The organism is Streptomyces sp. NPDC005303, assembly GCF_040607335.1.
Taxonomy (GTDB): Bacteria; Actinomycetota; Actinomycetes; order Streptomycetales; family Streptomycetaceae; genus Streptomyces.
On sequence record NZ_JBEXGM010000001.1, the window covers coordinates 164,915 to 184,313 of the forward strand.

Genomic DNA, 19,399 nt, shown 5'->3' on the forward strand with positions numbered 1-19,399 from the left:
GTGTGGCCCGGTATGCGCCGCGGTTCTCGCGTGGGGCGCCAAGGCCTCGGCCTTCCGCGTTGGTTAGCCGGGTCTGCCGTGCGGTCCTTGCATGCGGGCGTCGGGGCCTCGGTGTTCTGCGGGGGCTGGCCCGGTCGGTCCGGCCTCGTGTCCCGTGGGGTGTGGCCCGGTATGCGCCGCGGTTCTCGCGTGGGGCGCCAAGGCCTCGGCCTTCCGCGTTGGTTAGCCGGGTCTGCCGTGCGGTCCTTGCATGCCGGCGTCGGGGCCTCGGTGTTCTGCGGGGGCTGGCCCGGTCCGCCCCCGCGTCCCGTGGCCCGATACGTCCGCTGCCCTCGCGTGCGGGCGAAACAGAGCCTCGGGCTTGCGCGAGGGGTAGCCCGGTTCGCCCCGGCGTCGCGCGAGGTAGCCCAGTCCGCCCCGGCGTCGCGCGAGGTAGCCCAGTCCGCCCCGGCGTCGCGCGAGGGGTAGCCCGGTCCGTCGCTGCGGCGCGGGGGGTATGGCCCGATACGCCCCCTGTCCTCGCGTGCGCGACAGGCTCTCGGGGTCCCGCGACAGGTAGCCCGGTCCGTCCCGGCGTCCCCGCGACAGCTGGCCCGTGCACCCTCGCGGTCCCGCGAACCGTGGCCCGGCACACCCCGCGGCCCCCGCGCACAGGTGACAAGCCCCCGGGGCCGCGAGATGTCACCCCGGCCACACTCCCCCGCACCCCCGCACCCCCGCCTACGCCCGATACCGCCCCAGCGTCCGCAACCCCGGCAGTGCCCGGTCCTCGAAGTCGAACAGCGCCAGGTTCTCCCACGCGTTGCCCGAGGACGGGTCCGTCGGGTCCCAGCCGTTGCCCGCGCGGTAGGTCCACAGGCCCTCCCAGTAGCAGTAGCCGAGGCCCTGCCCGTCCGGGACCCCGGCGGCGAGGTCGGCCACCGTGCGCAGCCAGGCGGCCTGGCCCTCGGGGGTGGCGGGGTAGCCCTCGGTCAGCTGTGAGGGGCTGTTCATGATGTCGTTGACGTCGTCCTCGCTCTCCAGCGTGAACGGGTACGCCGTCTCGGCGATCACGCAGGGCTTGCCGTAACGCGCCGTGATGTCGGCCATGTTGGCGGCCGCGTCCGCGATCGGGCCGTGCCAGAACGGGTAGTACGAGAGCCCGATGATGTCGAAGTCGACGCCGTACGACACCACGTTGTCGAACCACCAGCGGTACAGCCCGTTGTCGCCGCCGTTCGCCAGGTGCAGGATCGTGCGGACGCGCGGGGTGGTGTCGCGGGCCGCGCTCAGACCGGCCTTGAGAAAGGCGGTCATGTTGTCGAAGTGCTCCCAGTTGCCCTCGGGCCAGATCAGGCCGCCGTTCAACTCGTTGCCGATCTGCACGAGTTGAGCCGGAGTGCCCTGCCTCCGCAAGGCGCCCAGCACATCCGCCGTGTGGTCGTACACCGCCCGGGAAAGGCCCGCCACGTCCAGTCCCGCCCACGCGGCCGGCTTGGTCTGGTGCGCCGGGTCGGCCCAGCTGTCGGAGTAGTGGAAGTCGATCCAGATGCCGACCCCGGCCCGCTTGAGGCGCCGGGCCAGCGGCAGGATGTGCGCCTTGTTGTTGTAGCCGTCGGCCGGGTTCACCCACACCTTGAGGCGGGCGTGCGTGACGCCGGCCCGGGCGATCAGGCGCACCGGGTCCGCGCGGTGGCCGTCGGCCGTGCGGTACACCGCCCCGTGGTCCTCGTTCTTCGGCAGCGAGGAGATGTCCACGCCCCGGATGTCCAGACAGCTCCGCCGGGCGGTGGCCGGTGCGGCGACGGCCGGTGCCGCCCCCAGCACGGGAACGGCCAGCGCGGCGGCTCCGGCAGCGGTGAGAACACTGCGTCTGCGCATGTCAAGGGGTCCTTTCGCGGACGGTCGCGGAGATACCGGCTCTGCGGTGACTTCGGCGGCCGGGGGCGGGCCGGGGGAGGGCCGAGGAGTGGGGTGAGGGGAGCCGGCGAAACGCCGCACGCCCCAGAAAACCCTCATTTTCTGTGATCGTGCACAGCGCCCCTCACCCCCGTCATCGGCGGGCAACAAGTAGGTAACCCCACGCACCCGCCATTGACAAGGGGCCGAAACAATTCTCTACTGTGCACGATCACAGAGCCGCGCGGCCCTCGCGCACAGCCTCTCGGGTACGTCCGCAGAACCTCCCCCCACGGCGGTTGCCGCGAACGCGCGACGTCTCGAGACCGGCTGGTTCCAAGTCAGGGGAGATGAAGATGTCGATCAACCGCCGCCAGATCAGCAGGCGCAGCATCCTTGCCGGGGCCACAGCCCTCGGCCTCACCGGCACCCTCGCCGCCTGCGGCGGTTCCGACGACAAGGACTCCGGCGAGAGCAGCGGGCCGGTCAAGCTGACCTACTGGTCGTGGGCGCCCAACATGGAGAAGGTCGCCGCGATCTGGAACAAGAAGAACCCGGACATCACCGTCACGGTGTCCAAGCAGGCCAGCGGCCAGGAGATCCTCTCCAAGGTGATCACCGCCAAGAAGGCCGGCAACGCCCCCGACCTCATCCAGGTCGAGTACCAGTCCCTGCCCACACTGGTCTCCAACGACGTGCTGGCCGACATCTCCAAGTACGCGGGCGACACCAAGTCCGAGTTCGCCGAGGGCCTGTGGGGCATGGTCACCCTCGGCACGGACGCGCTCTACGCGATCCCGCAGGACTCCGGGCCGCTGATGTTCTACTACCGCGAGGACCTCTTCAAGAAGCACGGACTGAGCGTCCCGAAGACCTGGACGGAGTTCGCCGAGACCGCCCGCGCCGCCAAGAAGGCCGTCCCGGACGCCTACTTGACGACCTTCTCCGCCAACGACCCCGGTCTGTTCGCGGGCCTTTCCCAGCAGGCCGGCGGCAAGTGGTGGACCGTCGACTCGGCCGGCAAGTGGACCGTCGGCATCGGCGACGCGGCCACCAGGAAGGTCGCCGAGTTCTGGGGCGGCCTGGTGCAGGAGGGCGTCATCGACAACCAGCCGATGTACACCCCGGCCTGGAACAACGCCCTCAACAAGGGCACCCACCTCGCCTGGGTCTCCGCCGTCTGGGCGCCCGGCGTGCTGGTCTCCTCCGCGCCCGACACCAAGGGCAAGTGGCGCATGGCCCCGCTGCCGCAGTGGAAGTCCGGCGAGAACGTCACCGGCAGCTGGGGCGGTTCCTCCACTGGCGTCTCCTCCGACTCCAAGCACACCGAGGCCGCCACCAAGTTCGCCACCTGGCTGAACACCGACCCGGAGGCGCTGGCCGCCCTGGTCAAGGAGGTCGCGATCTACCCGGCCGCCACCAAGGGCCAGTCCGGCTCGATCCTCACCACGCCGGAGTTCTTCTCCGACCAGGCGGACTTCTACACGACGGCCGGCGAGATCGCCGCGACCACCGCCGCCGCGGCCTGGGGTCCCAACGTCAACACGGCGTACACCACCTTCCAGGACGCGTTCGGCAAGGCCAGCAAGGCGAAGAAGGAGGCCCAGTTCGACTCCGCCCTCGCCACCGTGCAGTCGAAGACCTTCGCCGACATGAAGAAGCAGGGCTTCGAGGTGACCGAGGCATGACCAGCGCTCCGCTCAAGGGCGCCGACCTCACCGAGGTCGGGCCCTTGGCGGACGGCACCGGCACCGCCCCGACCGTCCGCCCCAGCCGCCCCCGCCGCCGTGGCCGCAGCGCACCGTACTGGTTCCTGGTGCCCACCCTCACCCTCTTCGCGGCCTTCACCGTCGTGCCCATCGGGTACGCGGTCTGGCTGAGCCTGCACAAGGTCCGGGTCAGGGGCATCGGACTCGGCAAGGGCGCCCGCGAGCAGGTGTGGAACGGCATCGGGAACTACACCGACGTCCTCGACGACTCCGAGTTCGGCCACAGCATCCTGCGCGCCTTCGGCTACGGCCTCATCGTCATCCCGACCATGCTGGGCCTCGCGCTGCTGTTCGCGCTGATGCTGGACACCCCGAAGGCCCGCAGCGCGCCCTTCGCCCGGCTGATGATCTTCCTGCCGTACGCGGTCCCCGGCATCATCGCCGCCCTCATGTGGGGCTTCCTCTACCTGCCGGACGTCAGCCCCTTCTACTACCTGCTGGACAAGTTCGGCCTCCCGCAGCCCGACCTGTTCGACGGCGGCAACCTGTACCTCTCCTTCGCGAACATCGCGGTCTGGGGCGGCACCGGCTTCAACATGATCGTCATCTACACCGCCCTGCGGGCGATCCCGCAGGACATCTACGAGGCGGCCAGGATCGACGGCGCGAGCAACCTGAGCATCGCCCTGAAGATCAAGATCCCGATCGTGATGCCCTCGCTGGTGCTCACCTTCTTCTTCTCGGTGATCGCCACCCTCCAGGTCTTCACCGAGCCCATGGCCCTCAAGCCGCTCACCAACGGCCTGCCCAGCTCCTGGAGCCCCCTGATGGCCATCTACGACAAGGCCTTCCTCCAGTCCGACATCTACGGCGCCTCCGCCACCGCGGTCGTGCTGGCCCTGGCCACGTTCGTCCTCTCCTTCACCCTGCTGCGCATCTCCGACCGCTACACCCGGGAGGACCGGGCATGACTCCCCTCACCCTCACCGCCAGGCCCAAGGGCGGCCGCCGCACCGCCTGGGTGCCCACGATCGTCCTGCTCCTCGGCGCCCTGTACTGCCTGATCCCCATCGCCTGGGTGGTCATCGCGGCGACGAAGGACCGGTCGGAACTCTTCTCCACCTTCACCTTCGCCCCCGGCAGCGGGTTCTTCCAGAACCTCAGCGACCTCACGGACTACCGGGACGGCATCTTCTGGAGGTGGATGGCCAACTCGGCCTTCTACGCCGGTCTCGGGGCCCTGCTCTCCGCCGCGGTCTCCGCCGCCGGCGGCTACGCGCTCGGCCGCTACAGCTTCCGAGGCCGTGAGGCCGTCTTCAAGATGATCCTGGCCGGCGTCCTGGTGCCGTCCATCGTGCTCGCCGTACCGCAGTACCTGCTGCTGTCGAAGCTGGGCATGGCCGACTCGTACTGGTCGATGCTGCTGCCGTCGATCCTGTCGCCGTACGGCGTCTACCTGGTCCGCATCTACGCGGCCGCGTCGGTGCCCGCCGAGCTCATGGAGGCGGCCCGGATGGACGGCGCGAGCGAGTGGAGGATCTTCTCGCGGATCGCCGTACCGATGATGATGCCCGGGCTGATCACGGTGTTCCTCTTCCAGTTCGTCGGCATCTGGAACAACTTCCTGCTGCCCTTCGTCATGCTCGCCGACGACGAGAAGTTCCCGATCACCCTCGGCCTGTACACCCTGCTCGCCCAGGGCGCCTCGCAGCCCGCGCTCTACACCCTGGTCATCACCGGGTGCCTGCTCGCGATCCTGCCGCTGATCGGGCTCTTCCTGGTGATCCAGCGGTTCTGGTCGCTGGACCTGATGAGCGGCGCGGTCAAGGCCTGAGGCCCCGGGCTCCCCTGCACGAACGTCTCCGAACGAGGAACATGACCACCAGCGCGAACGGACGCCGCAAGCCACCGACCATCCACGACGTGGCCCGGGAGGCGGGCGTCTCGCGGGGCACCGTCTCCCGCTTCCTGAACGGCGGCCACTACGTCTCGCCCGCCGCGCGGCGGTCCGTGGAGGCCGCCATCAAGAGGACCGGGTACGTGGTCAACCGGCATGCGCGCAGCCTGAGCACCGGCCGGTCGGACTCGGTGGCGTTCCTGCTGACCGAGCCGCAGGAGAAGTTCTTCGAGGACCCCAACTTCAACGTCCTGCTGCGCGGTTGCACCGAGCGGCTCGCCCAGCACGACATCCCGCTGCTGCTGATGCTGGCCGAGAGCGACGACGACCGGCGCCGGCTGACCCGGTACATCACCTCGGGCCACGTCGACGGCGTGCTGTTGCTCTCCAACCACAGCGGTGACCCGGTCGCGGCCGAACTGCACGACGCCGGGATCCCGTTGGTGGTCTGCGGCAAGCCGATAGGGCGGGGCACCAAGGTGAGTTACGTGGCCGCCGCCGACCGGGAGGGCGCGCAGGACATGGTCCGCCATCTCCTCGCCGGCGGCCGGCGCCGGGTCGGCATGGTCACCGGGCCGCTCGACATGCCGGGCGGCCCCGACCGGCTGGGCGGCTACCGGGACGTGCTCGCCGAGGCGGGCCTGCCCTATGACCCGGCGCTCGTCGTCGAGGGCGACTTCCGGCGCAGCGGCGGCGAACGGGCGGCCCGCCGCCTGCTGGCCCAGGCCCCGGACATGGACGCGGTGTTCGTCGCCTCGGACCTCATGGCCCTGGGGGTCGTGGGCGTCCTTCAGCAGGCCGGGCGCGCGGTCCCGGATGACATCGCTGTCGGCGGCTTCGACGACTCCCCGGCGGCCACCGCCATCGCCCCCGCCCTCACCACCATGCGCCAGCCCTTCGACCGCATCAGCGCCGAGATGGTCCGCATGCTCCTCGCCCAGATCGCGGGCGAGGACACGGCCGGAGTGATCCTCCCGACCGAACTGGTGGTGCGGGACTCGGCGTAGCGCTCCGCGGGCCCGTCCGAGGTGGCCCCCGGAACCGGAACTGCCGTCAACGGATGTGAAAGCAGCAGCCGTCCGGTTCGCGTCGAGTCGGAGGGGCCAACCATCCGTATTCTCTGATCATGGCCGCCTCCCCCGCATATGCCCTCATCGCCACCGACCTCGACGGCACGCTGCTCCGCGCCGACGACACGCTCTCCGACCGGTCGTTGGCCGCGCTCGCACGGGTGGCGGCGAGCGGGGCCCGGCATCTCGTCGTGACGGGACGGCCGGCTCCCAGAGTGCGGCCGCTGCTCGACGACCTCGGCAGTACGGGGCTCGCGGTGTGCGGACAGGGCGCGCAGGTGTACGACGCCGGCGCGGACCGTCTGCTCTGGTCGGTGACCCTGGACCGGGAGCTGGCCGAGACCGCGCTCGGCAAGATCGAGGCCGAGGTCGGGCAGGTGTACGCGGCCGTGGACCAGGACGGCGTCGACGGGCTCACGCTCATCGAGCCCGGCTATCTGATGCCCCACCCGACGCTGCCCGCCGTGCGGGTCGGCCGGCGTGACGACCTGTGGTGCGAGCCGATCAGCAAGGTGCTGCTGCGCCACCCCTACCTGTCCGACGACGAGTTGGCGGTCACGGCACGCTCGGTGGTGGGCTCGCTGGCGACGGTCACCATGTCCGGGCCCGGGACCGTCGAACTCCAGCCATGCGGCATCACCAAGGCGACCGGCCTCGCGCTGGCCGCCGAACACCTGGGCCTGGGGCCCGAGGTGACGATCGCCTTCGGGGACATGCCCAACGACATCCCCATGTTCGACTGGGCGGCCCGCGGCGTGGCGATGGCCAACGCCCACCCCGAACTCAAGGCCGTGGCCGACGAGGTGACCCTGTCGAACGAGGACGACGGCATCGCCGTCGTCCTCGAAAGACTCTTCCCGCGGGCGTAGTTCCTAGTACGCGCCGAACACGTTGTCGATGGACCCGTACCGCTGGGCCGCGTAGTTGCAGGCGGCGGTGATGTTCGCCACCGGGTCGTACGGGTCCCACGAGGTGTTGGCCACGTGGTACGCGTTGAAGGTCGGGTCGATCACCTGGAGCAGGCCCTTGGAGGGCGTGCCGGCGGCCGCGTTGGAGTCCCAGAGGTTGATGGCGTAGGGGTTGCCGGAGGACTCGCGGATGACGTTGCGGTAGATGCCGTCGTAGGAGCCGGGAATGCCGTGCTCCGCCATGACGGCGAGGGAGGCCCGGATCCAGCCGTCGAGGGTGTTGGAGTAGCCGAGCGTGGTCGCGGTCTGCACGGTCGGGGTGGCCGCGGAGGCGCTGGTCGCACCGATGAGCGGCAGTGCGAGTACGGCGACTCCGGTGCCGGCGACGGCGAGCTTGCGGGCGAGACGGCTGGTACGGGTACGGCGGTGCTGAGCGGCAGCAGACATGGCGAAGTTCCTCTCCGTCGCCTGCGAGGTGAGCTGTCGGGTTCGGGCGGGAGCTGCCCGGCCACGCCTACGAAAGGCGTGACTTCACCCCAAGCCGTACCGGTATGTCCGAAGACGACCGGTACGGCGACTTACCTGGTTCCCCCGCTCCTGCCGTGGTTCTAGGTGGGTGTTGTCGGGTGGTGGCAGGATTCGGCGTCCGCCCGACAGGCCGGGAACGTATGCGAGAGCACATGTCCGGAACAAGTGGCGAAGTCACATGCGATGCCTATTGACCTTGGTAAGAGGCATTTGGGGCACTTGATCCTTTGCGTTCGCCAAGCCTCAACTCGCGCACGAGGAAAGGCGGATCGGCGGATTCCGGATTCACGCCGATCCGTCCGGACGAGTGGGCCAAGTCACAGCCGAGCGCAAGAGGGGTAAAACGGTCAATAATGCTCAACTCATGTTCAACCGGCCGTCCGTGGGATCCGCTTCTCCCACGTCCGGTGGAAGACCACCTCGCCGCCGTCGGTGCAGACGACCTCGTCGGAGGTGCGGAAGTCCGTTCCGTCGCAGGTGATCTCCGAGCGGGTCCGGACGGTCGCGTCCCAGCCGAGCTCGGGGCGGTGCAGCCGGATCGACCAGTCCGAGCGGGTGCGGGCGGACAGGGGGTCCTGCTCGTCGATCGAGTAGGTCTCCAGCGCGTCCTCGGTGGACTCCAGTCCGTCGGGGTACACGCGCGTGCCGCCGCGGCGGGGGTCGACCTCCAGACGCCACTCGCCCTTGGCCACATCACGGACGACCAGCCGCTCGGGGCGGGGTTCGTCCAGGGTGGCGGGGCTCCATCCGTCAGCGGCTACGCCGCGGGTGACCCCGAGCGGCCCGGACTGCTCCGGCTCCTCGAAGGCGATGGCCGAGTCCACTTCACGCGCGCGTACCGGCAGTTCGAGGAAGCTGCCCGCCGGCTCCAGGGTGAATCCCGCCTGCGACCCGGGCTGCGGCCAGATCCACGGCCAGTACGCGGAGGACACGGCGAGCCGGATGCGGTGGCCGGGCGGGAAGGCGTGCCCGATGCCGTTCAGCTCGAAGGCCACCTCCTGCGTGGCCCCCGGCTCCCAGGGCACCACCCGGTCCCGGCCGTGGCGTGCCGAGAGGTTCAGCACGCCCCGCGTGACGAGCGTCGACGACCCGTCCGGAGCAACATCGCAGAGCCGCGCGACGACCTGCCCGCGCGACACCTCCGAGGTCACCCTGAGCCGCACCCGCGGCCGTCCGAGGATCCACGTCTCCTCGCCCACCGCGAAGTCGAAGCAGGCCGAACGGGCGTCCTCCTCCCGCTGGTCCGGCGGCAGGTCGGCGTCGTTGCCGACGGGGCGGAAACGGCCGGCGTCCACACCCGTGTGCTGCGGGGAACGGAGCAGGACGGGTGCGCCCTGAAGGCCGTACGACACCGTCGTCACGTTCGGGGACGGCCAGGCCGGCTCGCCGAGCCAGCGGCCGGGCAGGGTGTCGTAGGCCGTGGCCGGGGGGTGGGAGTCGCTGACGTAGGCCCTCAGGAGCGGTTCCCGCATGATGCCGGTGTCCACGCCCTTCAGGTGCTGGTCCCACCAGCGCAGGGTCTCCTGGAGGAAGCCGATCGCCGGGCCGGGCGACAGGCCGCGGTCCGGGTACTGGTGGGACCAGGGGCCGATCAGTCCCCGTACGCCGTCGGCCGGCAGGTGCTCGACCAGCCGCAGGACCGTGTCGCGGTACGGGTCGTGCCAGCCGCCCACCGCGAGGACGCACGCGCCGATCGCGCCGAAGTCCTCGCGGACGCCGCCGCGCCGCCAGTAGTCGTCGCGGGTCTGGTGGCCGAGCCACGTGTGGACGAACGGCTCGACCGCTTCGAGGCGTTCGAGCCACATCTCCCGCCAGGCGTCCCCGACATGGAGCGGATCCGGCGGCCGGGAGACGAAGGCGAGCATCGTCGCCGCCCACGCGTGCATGTCCACCGCGAGGACGGAACCTCCCATGTAGTGCGCGTCGTTGTCATAGCGGTCGTCGGTGGAGCAGACGGCGACGACCGCCTTGAGCGGCTCGGGAGCCAGCGCCGCGATCCGGAGGGAGGCGAAGCCGCCCCAGGAGATGCCGAACATGCCGACCCGGCCGTCGCACCAGGGCTGCGCGGCCAGCCAGTCGACGACCTCGACCCCGTCGGCGAGCTCGGTCGCCGAGTACGCGTCGCCCGGCAGGCCCCCGCTGTTGCCGTGCCCGCGTACGTCCACGCGGACGGAGGCGTAGCCGTGGCCCGCGTACCAGGGGTGGCGCTGCCGGTCACGGGCCGCGGTCCGGTCGGTGAGGCGGTAGGGCAGGTATTCGAGGATCGCGGGTACCGGTTCCTGGGTGAGGGGTCGCCACACGCGTGCGTACAGGAGTGTCCCGTCCGGGAGCGGGATGCGGACGTCGTCGTGGGTCGTCTCGTGGGGGAAGGACGTACGGATGCGCATCGGTGGGGTCCCGTCGGTCGACATCGTCGTAGAGATTCACCGGCTGGGCCCGGATGCCGTTCGCCAGGACGAGGGACAGCGAGCAGGGGCCGACGATCGGTTCGGGACACCGGCGGGTACTTCCCTACAAGTCGATAGATATCCGTTCTTTTCAGGTGATCAAAAACATACCGGTCGTGATCCGATACCGCCTGGCATGGACGGGGCGGGCGCTATCGGTGATCCAAAGGTGACCGGATACGCTGACTTGAGTGATGGCAGCGACCTATCGACATTCCGCGTAACCGCAGAAGACACCAGCAGACAGGAGACCCCTCGTGACCGTCGTCGGGCCGTTCGGGCTGAGCGTGCGGGACCAGGCTCTGGAAGCCGATGTCCAGGCCGGATTGGCGGCTGTCGAGGAGGGACTGCTCGAGGCCACCAAGAGCGAGGTCCCCTTCATCACGGAGGCCGCCCAGCATCTGGTACGGGCGGGCGGAAAGCGGTTCCGGCCGCTGCTCGTGATGCTCGCCGCCCAGTTCGGGGATCCCTATGCGCCGGGCGTGGTGCCGTCGGCCGTCGTGGTGGAGCTGACCCACCTCGCGACGCTGTACCACGACGACGTCATGGACGAGGCCGAGGTCCGGCGGGGTGTGGACAGCGCCAACACCCGCTGGGGCAACTCGGTGGCCGTGCTGACCGGCGACTTCCTGTTCGCCCGCGCCTCGCACATCCTGGCCGATCTCGGTCCCGAGGCGGTCCGGGTGCAGGCGGAGGCGTTCGAGCGCCTGGTCACCGGCCAGATCCTGGAGACGGCCGGACCGCAGGACGGCCGGGATCCGGTCGACCACTACCTGGACGTCCTCGGCGGCAAGACGGGCTCGCTGGTCGCGGTCTCGTGCCGCTTCGGGGCGATGATGTCGGGCGCCGACGAGACGGTCGTGGACGTCCTGACCCAGTACGGCGAGCGCCTCGGCGTCGCCTTCCAGCTCGCCGACGACGTCCTGGACATCGCCTCCGACTCCCACGAGTCCGGTAAGACACCGGGCACCGACCTGCGTGAGGGCATCCCCACGATGCCGGTCCTGCGGCTGCGGGAGCGGGCCGCCCGGCTCGGCCTGGCCGAGGACAAGGCGCTGTGCGAGCTGCTCGACTCCGACCTCACGGACGACGCCCGGCACGCGGAGGCCCTGGCGGCCCTGCGCACCCACCCCGCGCTGGAGCAGGCCCGCCGGGACACCGTGCGCTACGCGGAGGAGGCGCGCGCGGCCCTGGCCCCGCTGCGGGAGTGCGACGCGAGGGCGGCCCTGATGGAGCTGTGCGACGCGGTGGTCCACCGGGCGGGCTAGCGGGCCGGTGGTCCCGAGCGGCGGCGCCCCCTACGGGTCGTAGGGGGCGTCGGCATGTCGTGTCATACCCCAGGTGTACATCGAGTTGGCCCCGAGGGCTGACGCATCTTCATGGCCGATTTGGTCAGATGGACACCACGGAAAACACCACTCCTCACCGATTCGGGTGAGAATGGCGGCTACGGGTGGACGCACGGGAGTTGACAGCCGCCGCCGACGACGGAGGTAAGGCACACATGGCACCGTACGAATCCGACGACAGCGCGACCGCCGCGGACGCCGAGGAGCTGCGTTCCGCGCGCCGGCGCAAGGCCGCGCGGTACGTCGTGCCGGCCACGGTGGTGGGGATCGCGGCGGCGACCATCGGGCTCGTCCCGGCGCTCGCCGACTCCGGCGACCCCGACCTGCCGAAGATCAGCGCACAGGAACTCATCGAGAAGATCGCCGCGTCGGACGTGGAGCAGCTGTCCGGCACCGTGAAGATCACCACGGACCTCGGTCTGCCGGACCTCGGCGGCCTGGAGAGCTCGCTCGGTTCCGCCGCCGGGCCCTCCGGCTCGGGCGGCGGCTCGTCCGCCGACCCGTCCACCAAGCTCACCGAACTCGCCTCCGGCACGCACACGCTGCGCGTCGCGGCCGACGGCGAGGACAGGCAGAAGGTCTCGCTGCTGGAGAACGCGGCCGAATACAGCCTCATCCACAACGGCAAGGACGTCTGGGGCTACGACAGCGAGTCCAACTCGGTCTTCCACACCAAGGCCTCCGAGAGCGACGGGAAGCGGAAGGAGCTTCCGGCCACGCCCAAGGACCTCGCCGAGGAGGCCCTCAAGGCCGCCGACAAGACCACGTCGGTGACGGTGGAGGGCACCGCGCAGGTCGCGGGCCGGGACGCCTACCGTCTGGTCATCAAGCCCAAGGACGAGGGCTCGACGGTCGGGCAGATCACCGTGGCCGTCGACTCGAAGACCGGTCTGCCGCTGAAGTTCACGCTGACACCGGCGAGCGGCGGCGCGGCCGTCGTGGACGCGGGCTTCACCCAGGTCAGCTTCGCCAAGCCGGCCTCCTCGACCTTCGATTTCACCCCGCCGAAGGGGGCGAAGGTCGAGGAGGGGGACGCGTCGAAGGCGCCCGGCCACTCCGAGGGCCTCGGCAAGGAGCAGCGCGAGGACCTGGCCAAGGGTTCCGCCGACCTCGGCAAGGGCGGCCCCGAGGGGCTGAACGTCATCGGGGACGGCTGGGACTCCATCGCCGCCTTCGACACCGGCGGCCAGGGCGTCCCGTCCGGCTCCGAGGTCGGCGGTGACGTGGGCGGCTTCCTGGACTCGCTCGGCGACAAGGTCTCCGGCGACTTCGGGAAGGGCACCGTCTTCAAGACCCGCCTGATCAACGCCCTGATCACCGACGACGGCAAGGTCTACGTCGGCGCGGTCACCAAGGACGCGCTGGTCAAGGCGGCCGACGCGGCGAAGTAGTCCCGAGCGGGCACGACGAATCGAGGGAGCCGATGGACCAGCCGTCCGCCACGGCACCGGATCCGGAGGGGGCGAGTGACAGCGCAGGCGGTGCTGCGGGTGCGGACGCAAGTGCCATCCACACCCGCGCCCTCACCAAGCGCTACCGCGGCGGACAGCTCGCCGTGGACGGTCTCGACCTGACCGTCCCGGCGGGCAGCGTCTTCGGCTTCCTCGGCCCGAACGGCTCCGGCAAGACCACCACCATCCGCATGCTGATGGGCCTCATCGAACCGACCTCCGGCACCGCGCGCGTCCTGGGCCGCCCCATGCCGCGCGCCTCCCGGACCGTCCTCCCGCACGTCGGCGCGCTCATCGAGGGCCCGGCCCTCTACGGCTTCCTCTCCGGCCGCGACAACCTCGTCCGCTACGACGCCGCGGACCCGACCGCCGACCCGCGCACCCGGGGCACCCGTGTGGCGGCGGCCCTGGACCGGGTGGGCCTCGCGGCCGCCGCGGGCAAGAAGGCGAAGGCGTACTCACTGGGCATGAAACAGCGCCTCGGCCTGGCCGCGGCCCTCCTCCAGCCCCGCAGACTCCTGGTCCTGGACGAACCGACCAACGGCCTGGACCCGCAGGGCATGCGCGAGATCCGTTCCCTGGTGCGGGAGCTGGCCTCGGACGGCACCACCGTCTTCCTCTCCTCCCACCTCCTCGACGAGATCGAACAGGTCTGCACCCACGCGGCGGTGATGTCCCAGGGCCGCCTGATCACCCAGGGCTCGGTGGCGGACCTGGCGGCGGGAGTGAGGGGACGCCTGGTGGTGACGACCCCGGATGCGGCGGACGCGGCGAGGGTGCTGAAGGAACAGGGGGCCGGCGATGTGGTCGTGGCCGAGGACCGGGTCACCTCCGACCCACCCGACGGTGAACTGGCGGACGTCAACACGGCGTTGGTGACGGCGGGGGTGAGGGTGCGCGGCTTCGGAGTGGAGAGGGCCTCTCTGGAGGACGCTTTCGTGGCCCTGACAGGGGAGGGCTTCGATGTCGCAGGCTGACGTGAAGGGGCGCGGGGAACTGCGCGCCGCCCAGCCCCCACAACCCGCAACCCGCCGTACGACCTTCTACGGCACCCTCTTCCGCAACGAACTCCACACCACGTTCCGCCGCTGGCGCACCCTCGCCCTGCTGGCGGTACTCGCGGCCGTCCCGATCCTCGTAGGCATTGCAGTGAAGATCGAGACCGGTGATGACTCCCGGTCCAGCCCCAGCGGCAGCGGACCCGCCTTCATCTCCCAGATCACCAACAACGGCCTCTTCCTGGTCTTCACCGCCCTCGCCGCGACCCTCCCCTTCTTCCTCCCGATGTCCATCGGCGTGATCGCGGGCGACGCGATCGCGGGCGAGGCCAACGCCGGCACCCTCCGCTACCTGCTGGTCGCCCCGGCGGGCCGCACCCGGCTGCTCCTGACCAAGTACGCGACGGTGATGACGTTCTGCCTGGTCGCCACCCTCGTGGTCGCCCTCTCGGCGCTCACGGTGGGGGCCGTACTCTTCCCGCTCGGCGACCTGACGACGATCTCCGGCACCCGGATCCCTTTCACGGAGGGGCTGGGCAGAGCCCTGCTGATCGCGCTGGTGGTGGCCGCCTCACTGACCGGCGTGGCCGCCCTCGGCCTGTTCGTCTCGACGCTCACGAACAGCGGCATCGCGGCGATGGCCACGACGGTCGGCCTGTTGATCACGGTCCAGATCCTCGACCAGATCCCCCAACTGCACGCGCTTCAGCCGTACTTCTTCTCCCACTACTGGCTGTCCTTCGCCGACCTCATGCGTGAGCCGGTCTACTGGGACGACCTGGTGAAGAACCTCGGCCTCCAGGCGCTGTACGCGGCGGTGTTCGGCTCGGCGGCCTGGGCGAGGTTCACGGCGAAGGACATCACGGCGTGATCTGCTCGTAGGGGAACCGCGCGAGCGGGGCCTCCTGGTCGAAGAAGGTCTTCGCCCGGGCAAGGGCATCGGTGTCCCGCAGGACGTCACCGGGCTTGCTGCCGTTGCCCAGGAGCACCCCGCCGAAGCGCATCCCCATGTACGCGGCCGAGTTGTTCAGGGTGCCGATCAGCGGGGCGGCGACCTCGAACTCCTCGTGCGCCAGCGCGGTGACACCCCACAGCGTGCGCCCCGCCATGGTCGCCTTGAACTCGACCCCCGGCGTGCGCAGCCAGCCCGACCAGTGGTCGAGGTAGCGCTTGACGTTCGCGGAGACCGAGTACCAGTACAGCGGGGAGGCGATCACGATGTCCGTGGCCGCGAGCGTCGCGTCGAAGAGCAGTGCCGTGTTCCCGATCGTCGGACGCACATGGTCGGTGTCGTGGCGGAGGTCCTCGAAGTCCGGCAGCGCATGTTCCGTGAGGTCGATCCACTGCTGCTCGACATCCGGGGGCAGTTGTTCTGCGGCCCGGCGGGCCAGCAGTTCGGTGTTGCCGTCGCTGCGGCTGCTGCCGAGCACGAACAGGAAACGGCGCGTCATGGAGAGCTCCCGGCTGATCGGCGTACGGTAAATACTCGCACATGCATTATATGTATACGCAAGTAAGTGTCCAGGAGGTGCCCCGTCAGGTGGTGCCTCAGCCCGGGTGCTTCAGGAGGCGTACGCCTGTGCCGCCCGCGCGACCTCCAGCAGCAGCGCCTCGCCGCCGTGCCGGGCCACGAACTGGAGCCCGACCGGGCAGCCGTCGGGGCCGAGGCCCGCGGGGAGGCTGAGCGCCGGGTGTCCACTGAGGTTGAAGGCCCAGGTGAGAGCGGTGGAGTAGCGCTCACCCGGGCCTTCGTGACCGTGCGGCGGGTGCGGGGTCGTGGGCGTCAGCAGCAGGTCGGTGCCGGCGAAGATCTCGTCGAGAAGACGGTCGTTGGCGGCCCGGATCCGGTCGGCGTCCCGCGGATCGGCCCCCGGGGTGCGCAGGGCGAGCCAGGCGGGGGCCGGGTCGTGCAGGCGCGGTGGGGCGAGGGGCCGGCCGAGCCGTACGACACCGGCGTCGGCCAGCCGCCCCACCGCAGCGCGGGCGATCCGCACGATCCCGGGGTCGGGGTCGGCGTAGCCGAGATCGGGGGACCAGAGGGCGGGGACGGGGAGAGGGACGACGGGGAGGTCGGAGGGCGGCACGAGGTCACGGCGCTCGTCTCCCCCTCCGTCGCTGCCCCCGACGTCACCGCAGACCGCGTGCCAGTAGGCGGCCGCGTCGCAGGCGTGGCGGACGAGGATGCCGGGAGCCGTGAGGCCCCCACCGGTACGGACGCGGTCGACACCGCTGCCCCCGTGGCCGGGGTTCGTGGCCTTCAGGCCGATCACCCCGCACCACGCCGCCGGGATCCGTATCGACCCCGCGCCGTCGCTCCCCGTCGCCATCGGGACGAGCCCCGCGGCCACCGCGGCCGCGGAGCCCGCCGAGGAACCGCCCGGGGTGCGGTCGGCGCGCCAGGGATTGACGGTACGGCCGTGGGCGCCGAGCCCCCAGGTCTGCCAGGGAGTTCCGGGACCGGGCACGGAGGTCGCGCCGACGGGTACGCACCCGGCCGCGAGGAGCGGTGCCGCACCGCGCAGCCCGTGCCGCCCCTTCACCCCGATCGGCACCCCGGCGAGCGGCGGCCGCTCACCCGCCTCGACGCGGAGATCGATCTCGCGTGCCCGGCGCAGCGCCTCCTCCTCCCACACCTCGGCGAAGGCGCACAGTTCGTGATCCGCGCGCCGGATCCGCTCCAGGGCGCAGGCGGTGACGTCCACGGCCCGCAGCGAGCGGGAACGGACCGCTGAAGCCAGGTCGGCGGCGGAGAGGGCGGCGGTCGCCGTCATGGAGCGGTGGCCCGGGTGAGCCGGACGAGTGGCTCGGTTCCGCGAGGCGGGGTCGCGTTCAGGTCGCCGAGGCGCCACGCGGGGACCCAGGGCACGCGGTACACGTCGACCGTGGACTCGATCTCCTTGACCTGCTGGGCGAGTGGGCGCGGGAGCCGGCCGGGAGCGTCCGCGACGAGGACGACGGCGTCGAGGTCGAGCCCCGGCGGGTGCTCCCCGCGCCGGAAGAGCTCCAGGGTGCGGCGGGCGGCGAGCAGCCCCGAGGCGTGGGTACGGGCGACCAGCAGGACGGAGGCCGGGGCGCCGGGGCCGGGCCAGTCGCGTCCGCTGTCGTGACCGCCGTAGACGGCGGCCAGGGTGGAGACGCCGGCGCCGCCGTGCGTGCCGACCCACGCGAACCGCCTCCCGGTCGGGGCCACCGGCCCGCGGATCCAGATCTCCGGCCCCTGCTGCACGTTCTCCGCCTCTCGCCGCACGTCGGTCCGCATGCCCGCGCCCCGACTCTGCCATCCCACCCGCCCTCCCCCTCCTGGAACAGGCCTGTGACATCACGGTGACGTGAGAACCGGGGGCGAGCGGAGAGACTCGACAGTACGTGCACGACCGTGAGGGATGAGATGCCTCGACTCAGCCGAGAAAAGAAGCGGGACCAGCAGAGGGGGGCGACCCCGATAGACGTCCGCGTCCCCCTGACGGGTGAGTCCGCGACCGTGGCCGGGACACCGGTCACCGCGCCGCCCGGCGAGGAACTCCATCAGACCGTCCTGACCCACCTTCACCACCTCGCCCGCACCAGCGGCCACCCCGTCCACGCCACGATCCACGACGCCCGCATCGGCTATGTGGTCCCGCTGGAAGTCGCCACGGACGGCGCCAGCCGCTTCACCGCGGAGCCGGTACGGATGGCTCCGCCGGAGGGGGGGTCGCGGAACCGCGCCGCCGAGCAGGGAGCGTCCCCGGCGCCAACGCCTGAGCAGGGGGACTGGCCGCTGCCGTCCGACGCGGGCGAGGAGTCGGCGGAGACGCCCTGGCCGCCCGCGGCCTCCGCCCCGCCCGAGGGGGCCACGCAGCTCCTGCAGGCGCTCGACGAGCGGGGCCCTGCCCCCACCTTCCGGTCGCAGGACCTGCCCGAGCCGCAGCCGGCCGACGCCGAAGCGTTCCCGACCCAGGTCCTACGACAGCTGCCGAACCCTCAGCCCACCGGCTCGGCTCCGCTTCAGGCCCCGGGGACGGCCGTACCTCCGACGGGGGAGTTCGGCCCGCCACCCGTGATGGACGCGAGCCCGGCCACCACCCCGGCCCCGCTGTCGCCGACCGACCTCGCCTACACATCCAGTCCCCTGCCGGAGCCCGGCCCCGCCTCGACGCCGTCCGCGCCGCAGTCCGGTCCTCCTCGTATCCCTGGCCAGCCGCAGTCGGGCCCGGTGCACACTTCTGCCCCGGCGCCGGACGCCATCGCACTGACGGACCTGGCCCACACGTCCAGGCCCTTGCCGCAGCCCGGCGCTGCCACGACGCCGACCGCGCCGCAGTCGGGCCCGGTGCACACTTCTGCCTCGGCGCCGGATGCCATCGCACTGACGGACCTGGCCCATACCTCCAGGCCCTTGCCGCAGCCCGGCGCTGCCACGACGCCGATCGCGCCGCAGTCGGGCCCGGTTCACCCCACCCCGCCGTCGGAGGCGACCGCACCGACCCCCCGATCTCAACCAGGCCCCGGACCCGTTCCCGAGCCCATCCCCGTGCCCACGGCCGGTTTCGCCGCCGTCGTGCCCCAGCCGCTTCCGTCGGCCTCGCCCGCCCCGCGGGCCGCCGCCCCCTTCATCGACCCCGTCCCCCTCCTGGACGATCCCGGTCCCAAGCCGACGCCCGTGCGTGGGTTCGACGCCGTGGCGGAAGCGGTTCTGGGGGAGGGACTGGTGGTCGACGAGAGCGCGGTGCTCGCGGAGCCGGTCGAGCGGATCAGCGAGGCCGTGCGGGAGGGGCGGACAGACGTGGCCGCCGAGTTGGCGGAGCGGGTCGTCGGGGAGGCGTCCGAGACCTTGGGCGCAGAACATCCCGACGTGCTGCGGGTACGTGAACTCGCCGCCTACATCGCCTACTTGGGGGGCGAGCCGGTCCAGGCCGCGGAGATCTCCCTCGACCTGGCCGACATCCACCACCGCGCCGGGGACGCCGAGGCGGCCTACGGCAACGTACAGAGCGCGGCCACCGCGTGGAAGGCCGTACGGGACCCGCTGCGGGGCCTGGCCCTCGGGCGCGATCTGCTCACCCTGTGGACGGACCTGGCCGCCGGAGAGGGCCCGGCGGCCGAGGACCCCGACAAGCTGGAGTCGGCCCGCGCCCGGATGCTCCGCCTCGCGGAACGCGCCCGGAACGCCGACCAGTAGTAC

General features: G+C 71.3%; 16 protein-coding genes and 1 riboswitch. Of the genes, 10 read left to right on the forward strand and 6 right to left on the reverse strand.

What is annotated here, in order from left to right; genetic code table 11:
* Window positions 1-720: 720 nt before the first annotated feature.
* The gene (locus ABZT93_RS00790; protein ID WP_356096938.1) at window positions 721-1,860 is read right to left on the reverse strand and encodes an arabinogalactan endo-1,4-beta-galactosidase; all 1,140 of its coding nucleotides are present in this window, start codon (window positions 1,858-1,860) and stop codon (window positions 721-723) included.
* 368 nt (window positions 1,861-2,228) lie between these two features.
* On the opposite strand from ABZT93_RS00790, the gene ABZT93_RS00795 reads away from it, so the two are divergent.
* The 5 genes from ABZT93_RS00795 to ABZT93_RS00815 all read left to right on the forward strand — a co-directional run bounded on the left by ABZT93_RS00795 (window position 2,229) and on the right by ABZT93_RS00815 (window position 7,423).
* Entirely contained in the window at window positions 2,229-3,566 is a 1,338-nt protein-coding gene (locus ABZT93_RS00795; protein WP_356096940.1) for an extracellular solute-binding protein, read from the forward strand.
* Entirely contained in the window at window positions 3,563-4,558 is a 996-nt protein-coding gene (locus ABZT93_RS00800) for a sugar ABC transporter permease (RefSeq protein WP_356096943.1), read from the forward strand. Before ABZT93_RS00795 ends, ABZT93_RS00800 begins: the two co-directional genes overlap by 4 nt.
* Complete coding sequence (locus ABZT93_RS00805) at window positions 4,555-5,421, forward strand: carbohydrate ABC transporter permease (protein ID WP_356096945.1); 867 nt, start codon at window positions 4,555-4,557, stop codon at window positions 5,419-5,421. The genes ABZT93_RS00800 and ABZT93_RS00805 overlap by 4 nt, the downstream gene beginning before the upstream one ends.
* Window positions 5,422-5,462: 41 nt before the next feature.
* A complete protein-coding gene (locus tag ABZT93_RS00810) occupies window positions 5,463-6,491 on the forward strand; it encodes a LacI family DNA-binding transcriptional regulator (RefSeq protein ID WP_356096948.1) in 1,029 nt (342 codons plus the stop codon).
* A 119-nt stretch (window positions 6,492-6,610) separates the two neighbouring features.
* Window positions 6,611-7,423 carry an HAD family hydrolase gene (locus ABZT93_RS00815; protein WP_356096951.1) on the forward strand — a complete coding sequence of 271 codons (813 nt, stop codon included), beginning with the start codon at window positions 6,611-6,613 and terminating at the stop codon, window positions 7,421-7,423.
* Between the two features lie 3 nt (window positions 7,424-7,426).
* Here the strand turns inward: ABZT93_RS00815 and ABZT93_RS00820 are convergent, their stop codons facing one another.
* Together ABZT93_RS00820 and ABZT93_RS00825 are read right to left on the reverse strand one after the other, a co-directional pair.
* Entirely contained in the window at window positions 7,427-7,909 is a 483-nt protein-coding gene (locus tag ABZT93_RS00820; RefSeq protein WP_356015321.1) for a transglycosylase SLT domain-containing protein, read from the reverse strand.
* Window positions 7,910-7,914: 5 nt separating this feature from the next.
* Window positions 7,915-8,117, reverse strand: a riboswitch (cyclic di-AMP (ydaO/yuaA leader).
* A 241-nt stretch (window positions 8,118-8,358) separates the two neighbouring features.
* A complete protein-coding gene (locus tag ABZT93_RS00825; protein WP_356096954.1) occupies window positions 8,359-10,377 on the reverse strand; it encodes a CocE/NonD family hydrolase in 2,019 nt (672 codons plus the stop codon).
* Window positions 10,378-10,694: 317 nt separating this feature from the next.
* Here ABZT93_RS00825 and ABZT93_RS00830 point away from each other — a divergent pair, with 317 nt between their 5' ends.
* From ABZT93_RS00830 to ABZT93_RS00845, 4 genes are all read left to right on the forward strand, one after another.
* On the forward strand, window positions 10,695-11,705 hold the full coding sequence (locus ABZT93_RS00830) for a polyprenyl synthetase family protein (protein ID WP_356096957.1): 1,011 nt from the start codon (window positions 10,695-10,697) through the stop codon (window positions 11,703-11,705).
* 236 nt (window positions 11,706-11,941) lie between these two features.
* Window positions 11,942-13,177 (forward strand): sigma-E factor regulatory protein RseB domain-containing protein, encoded by a 1,236-nt coding sequence (locus tag ABZT93_RS00835; protein WP_356096960.1) that lies wholly within the window; start codon window positions 11,942-11,944, stop codon window positions 13,175-13,177.
* 32 nt (window positions 13,178-13,209) lie between these two features.
* Complete coding sequence (locus ABZT93_RS00840; protein WP_356096963.1) at window positions 13,210-14,214, forward strand: ABC transporter ATP-binding protein; 1,005 nt, start codon at window positions 13,210-13,212, stop codon at window positions 14,212-14,214.
* Entirely contained in the window at window positions 14,201-15,106 is a 906-nt protein-coding gene (locus tag ABZT93_RS00845) for an ABC transporter permease (RefSeq protein WP_356096966.1), read from the forward strand. The genes ABZT93_RS00840 and ABZT93_RS00845 overlap by 14 nt, the downstream gene beginning before the upstream one ends.
* On the opposite strand, the gene ABZT93_RS00850 is transcribed toward ABZT93_RS00845, so the two are convergent.
* The 3 genes from ABZT93_RS00850 to ABZT93_RS00860 form a co-directional block, all read right to left on the reverse strand.
* Window positions 15,096-15,686: an NAD(P)H-dependent oxidoreductase gene (locus tag ABZT93_RS00850; protein ID WP_356096969.1), complete on the reverse strand. Its 591-nt coding sequence runs from the start codon at window positions 15,684-15,686 to the stop codon at window positions 15,096-15,098. The genes ABZT93_RS00845 and ABZT93_RS00850 overlap by 11 nt on opposite strands.
* Before the next feature lie 111 nt (window positions 15,687-15,797).
* Window positions 15,798-17,006 carry an amidase gene (locus ABZT93_RS00855; protein ID WP_356096971.1) on the reverse strand — a complete coding sequence of 403 codons (1,209 nt, stop codon included), beginning with the start codon at window positions 17,004-17,006 and terminating at the stop codon, window positions 15,798-15,800.
* Window positions 17,003-17,494, reverse strand: a complete 492-nt coding sequence (locus ABZT93_RS00860; protein WP_356098377.1) for a DUF6668 family protein — start codon at window positions 17,492-17,494, stop codon at window positions 17,003-17,005. Before ABZT93_RS00860 ends, ABZT93_RS00855 begins: the two co-directional genes overlap by 4 nt.
* A 129-nt stretch (window positions 17,495-17,623) precedes the next feature.
* On the opposite strand from ABZT93_RS00860, the gene ABZT93_RS00865 reads away from it, so the two are divergent.
* Window positions 17,624-19,396 (forward strand): hypothetical protein, encoded by a 1,773-nt coding sequence (locus ABZT93_RS00865; protein WP_356096973.1) that lies wholly within the window; start codon window positions 17,624-17,626, stop codon window positions 19,394-19,396.
* Window positions 19,397-19,399 lie beyond the last annotated feature (3 nt).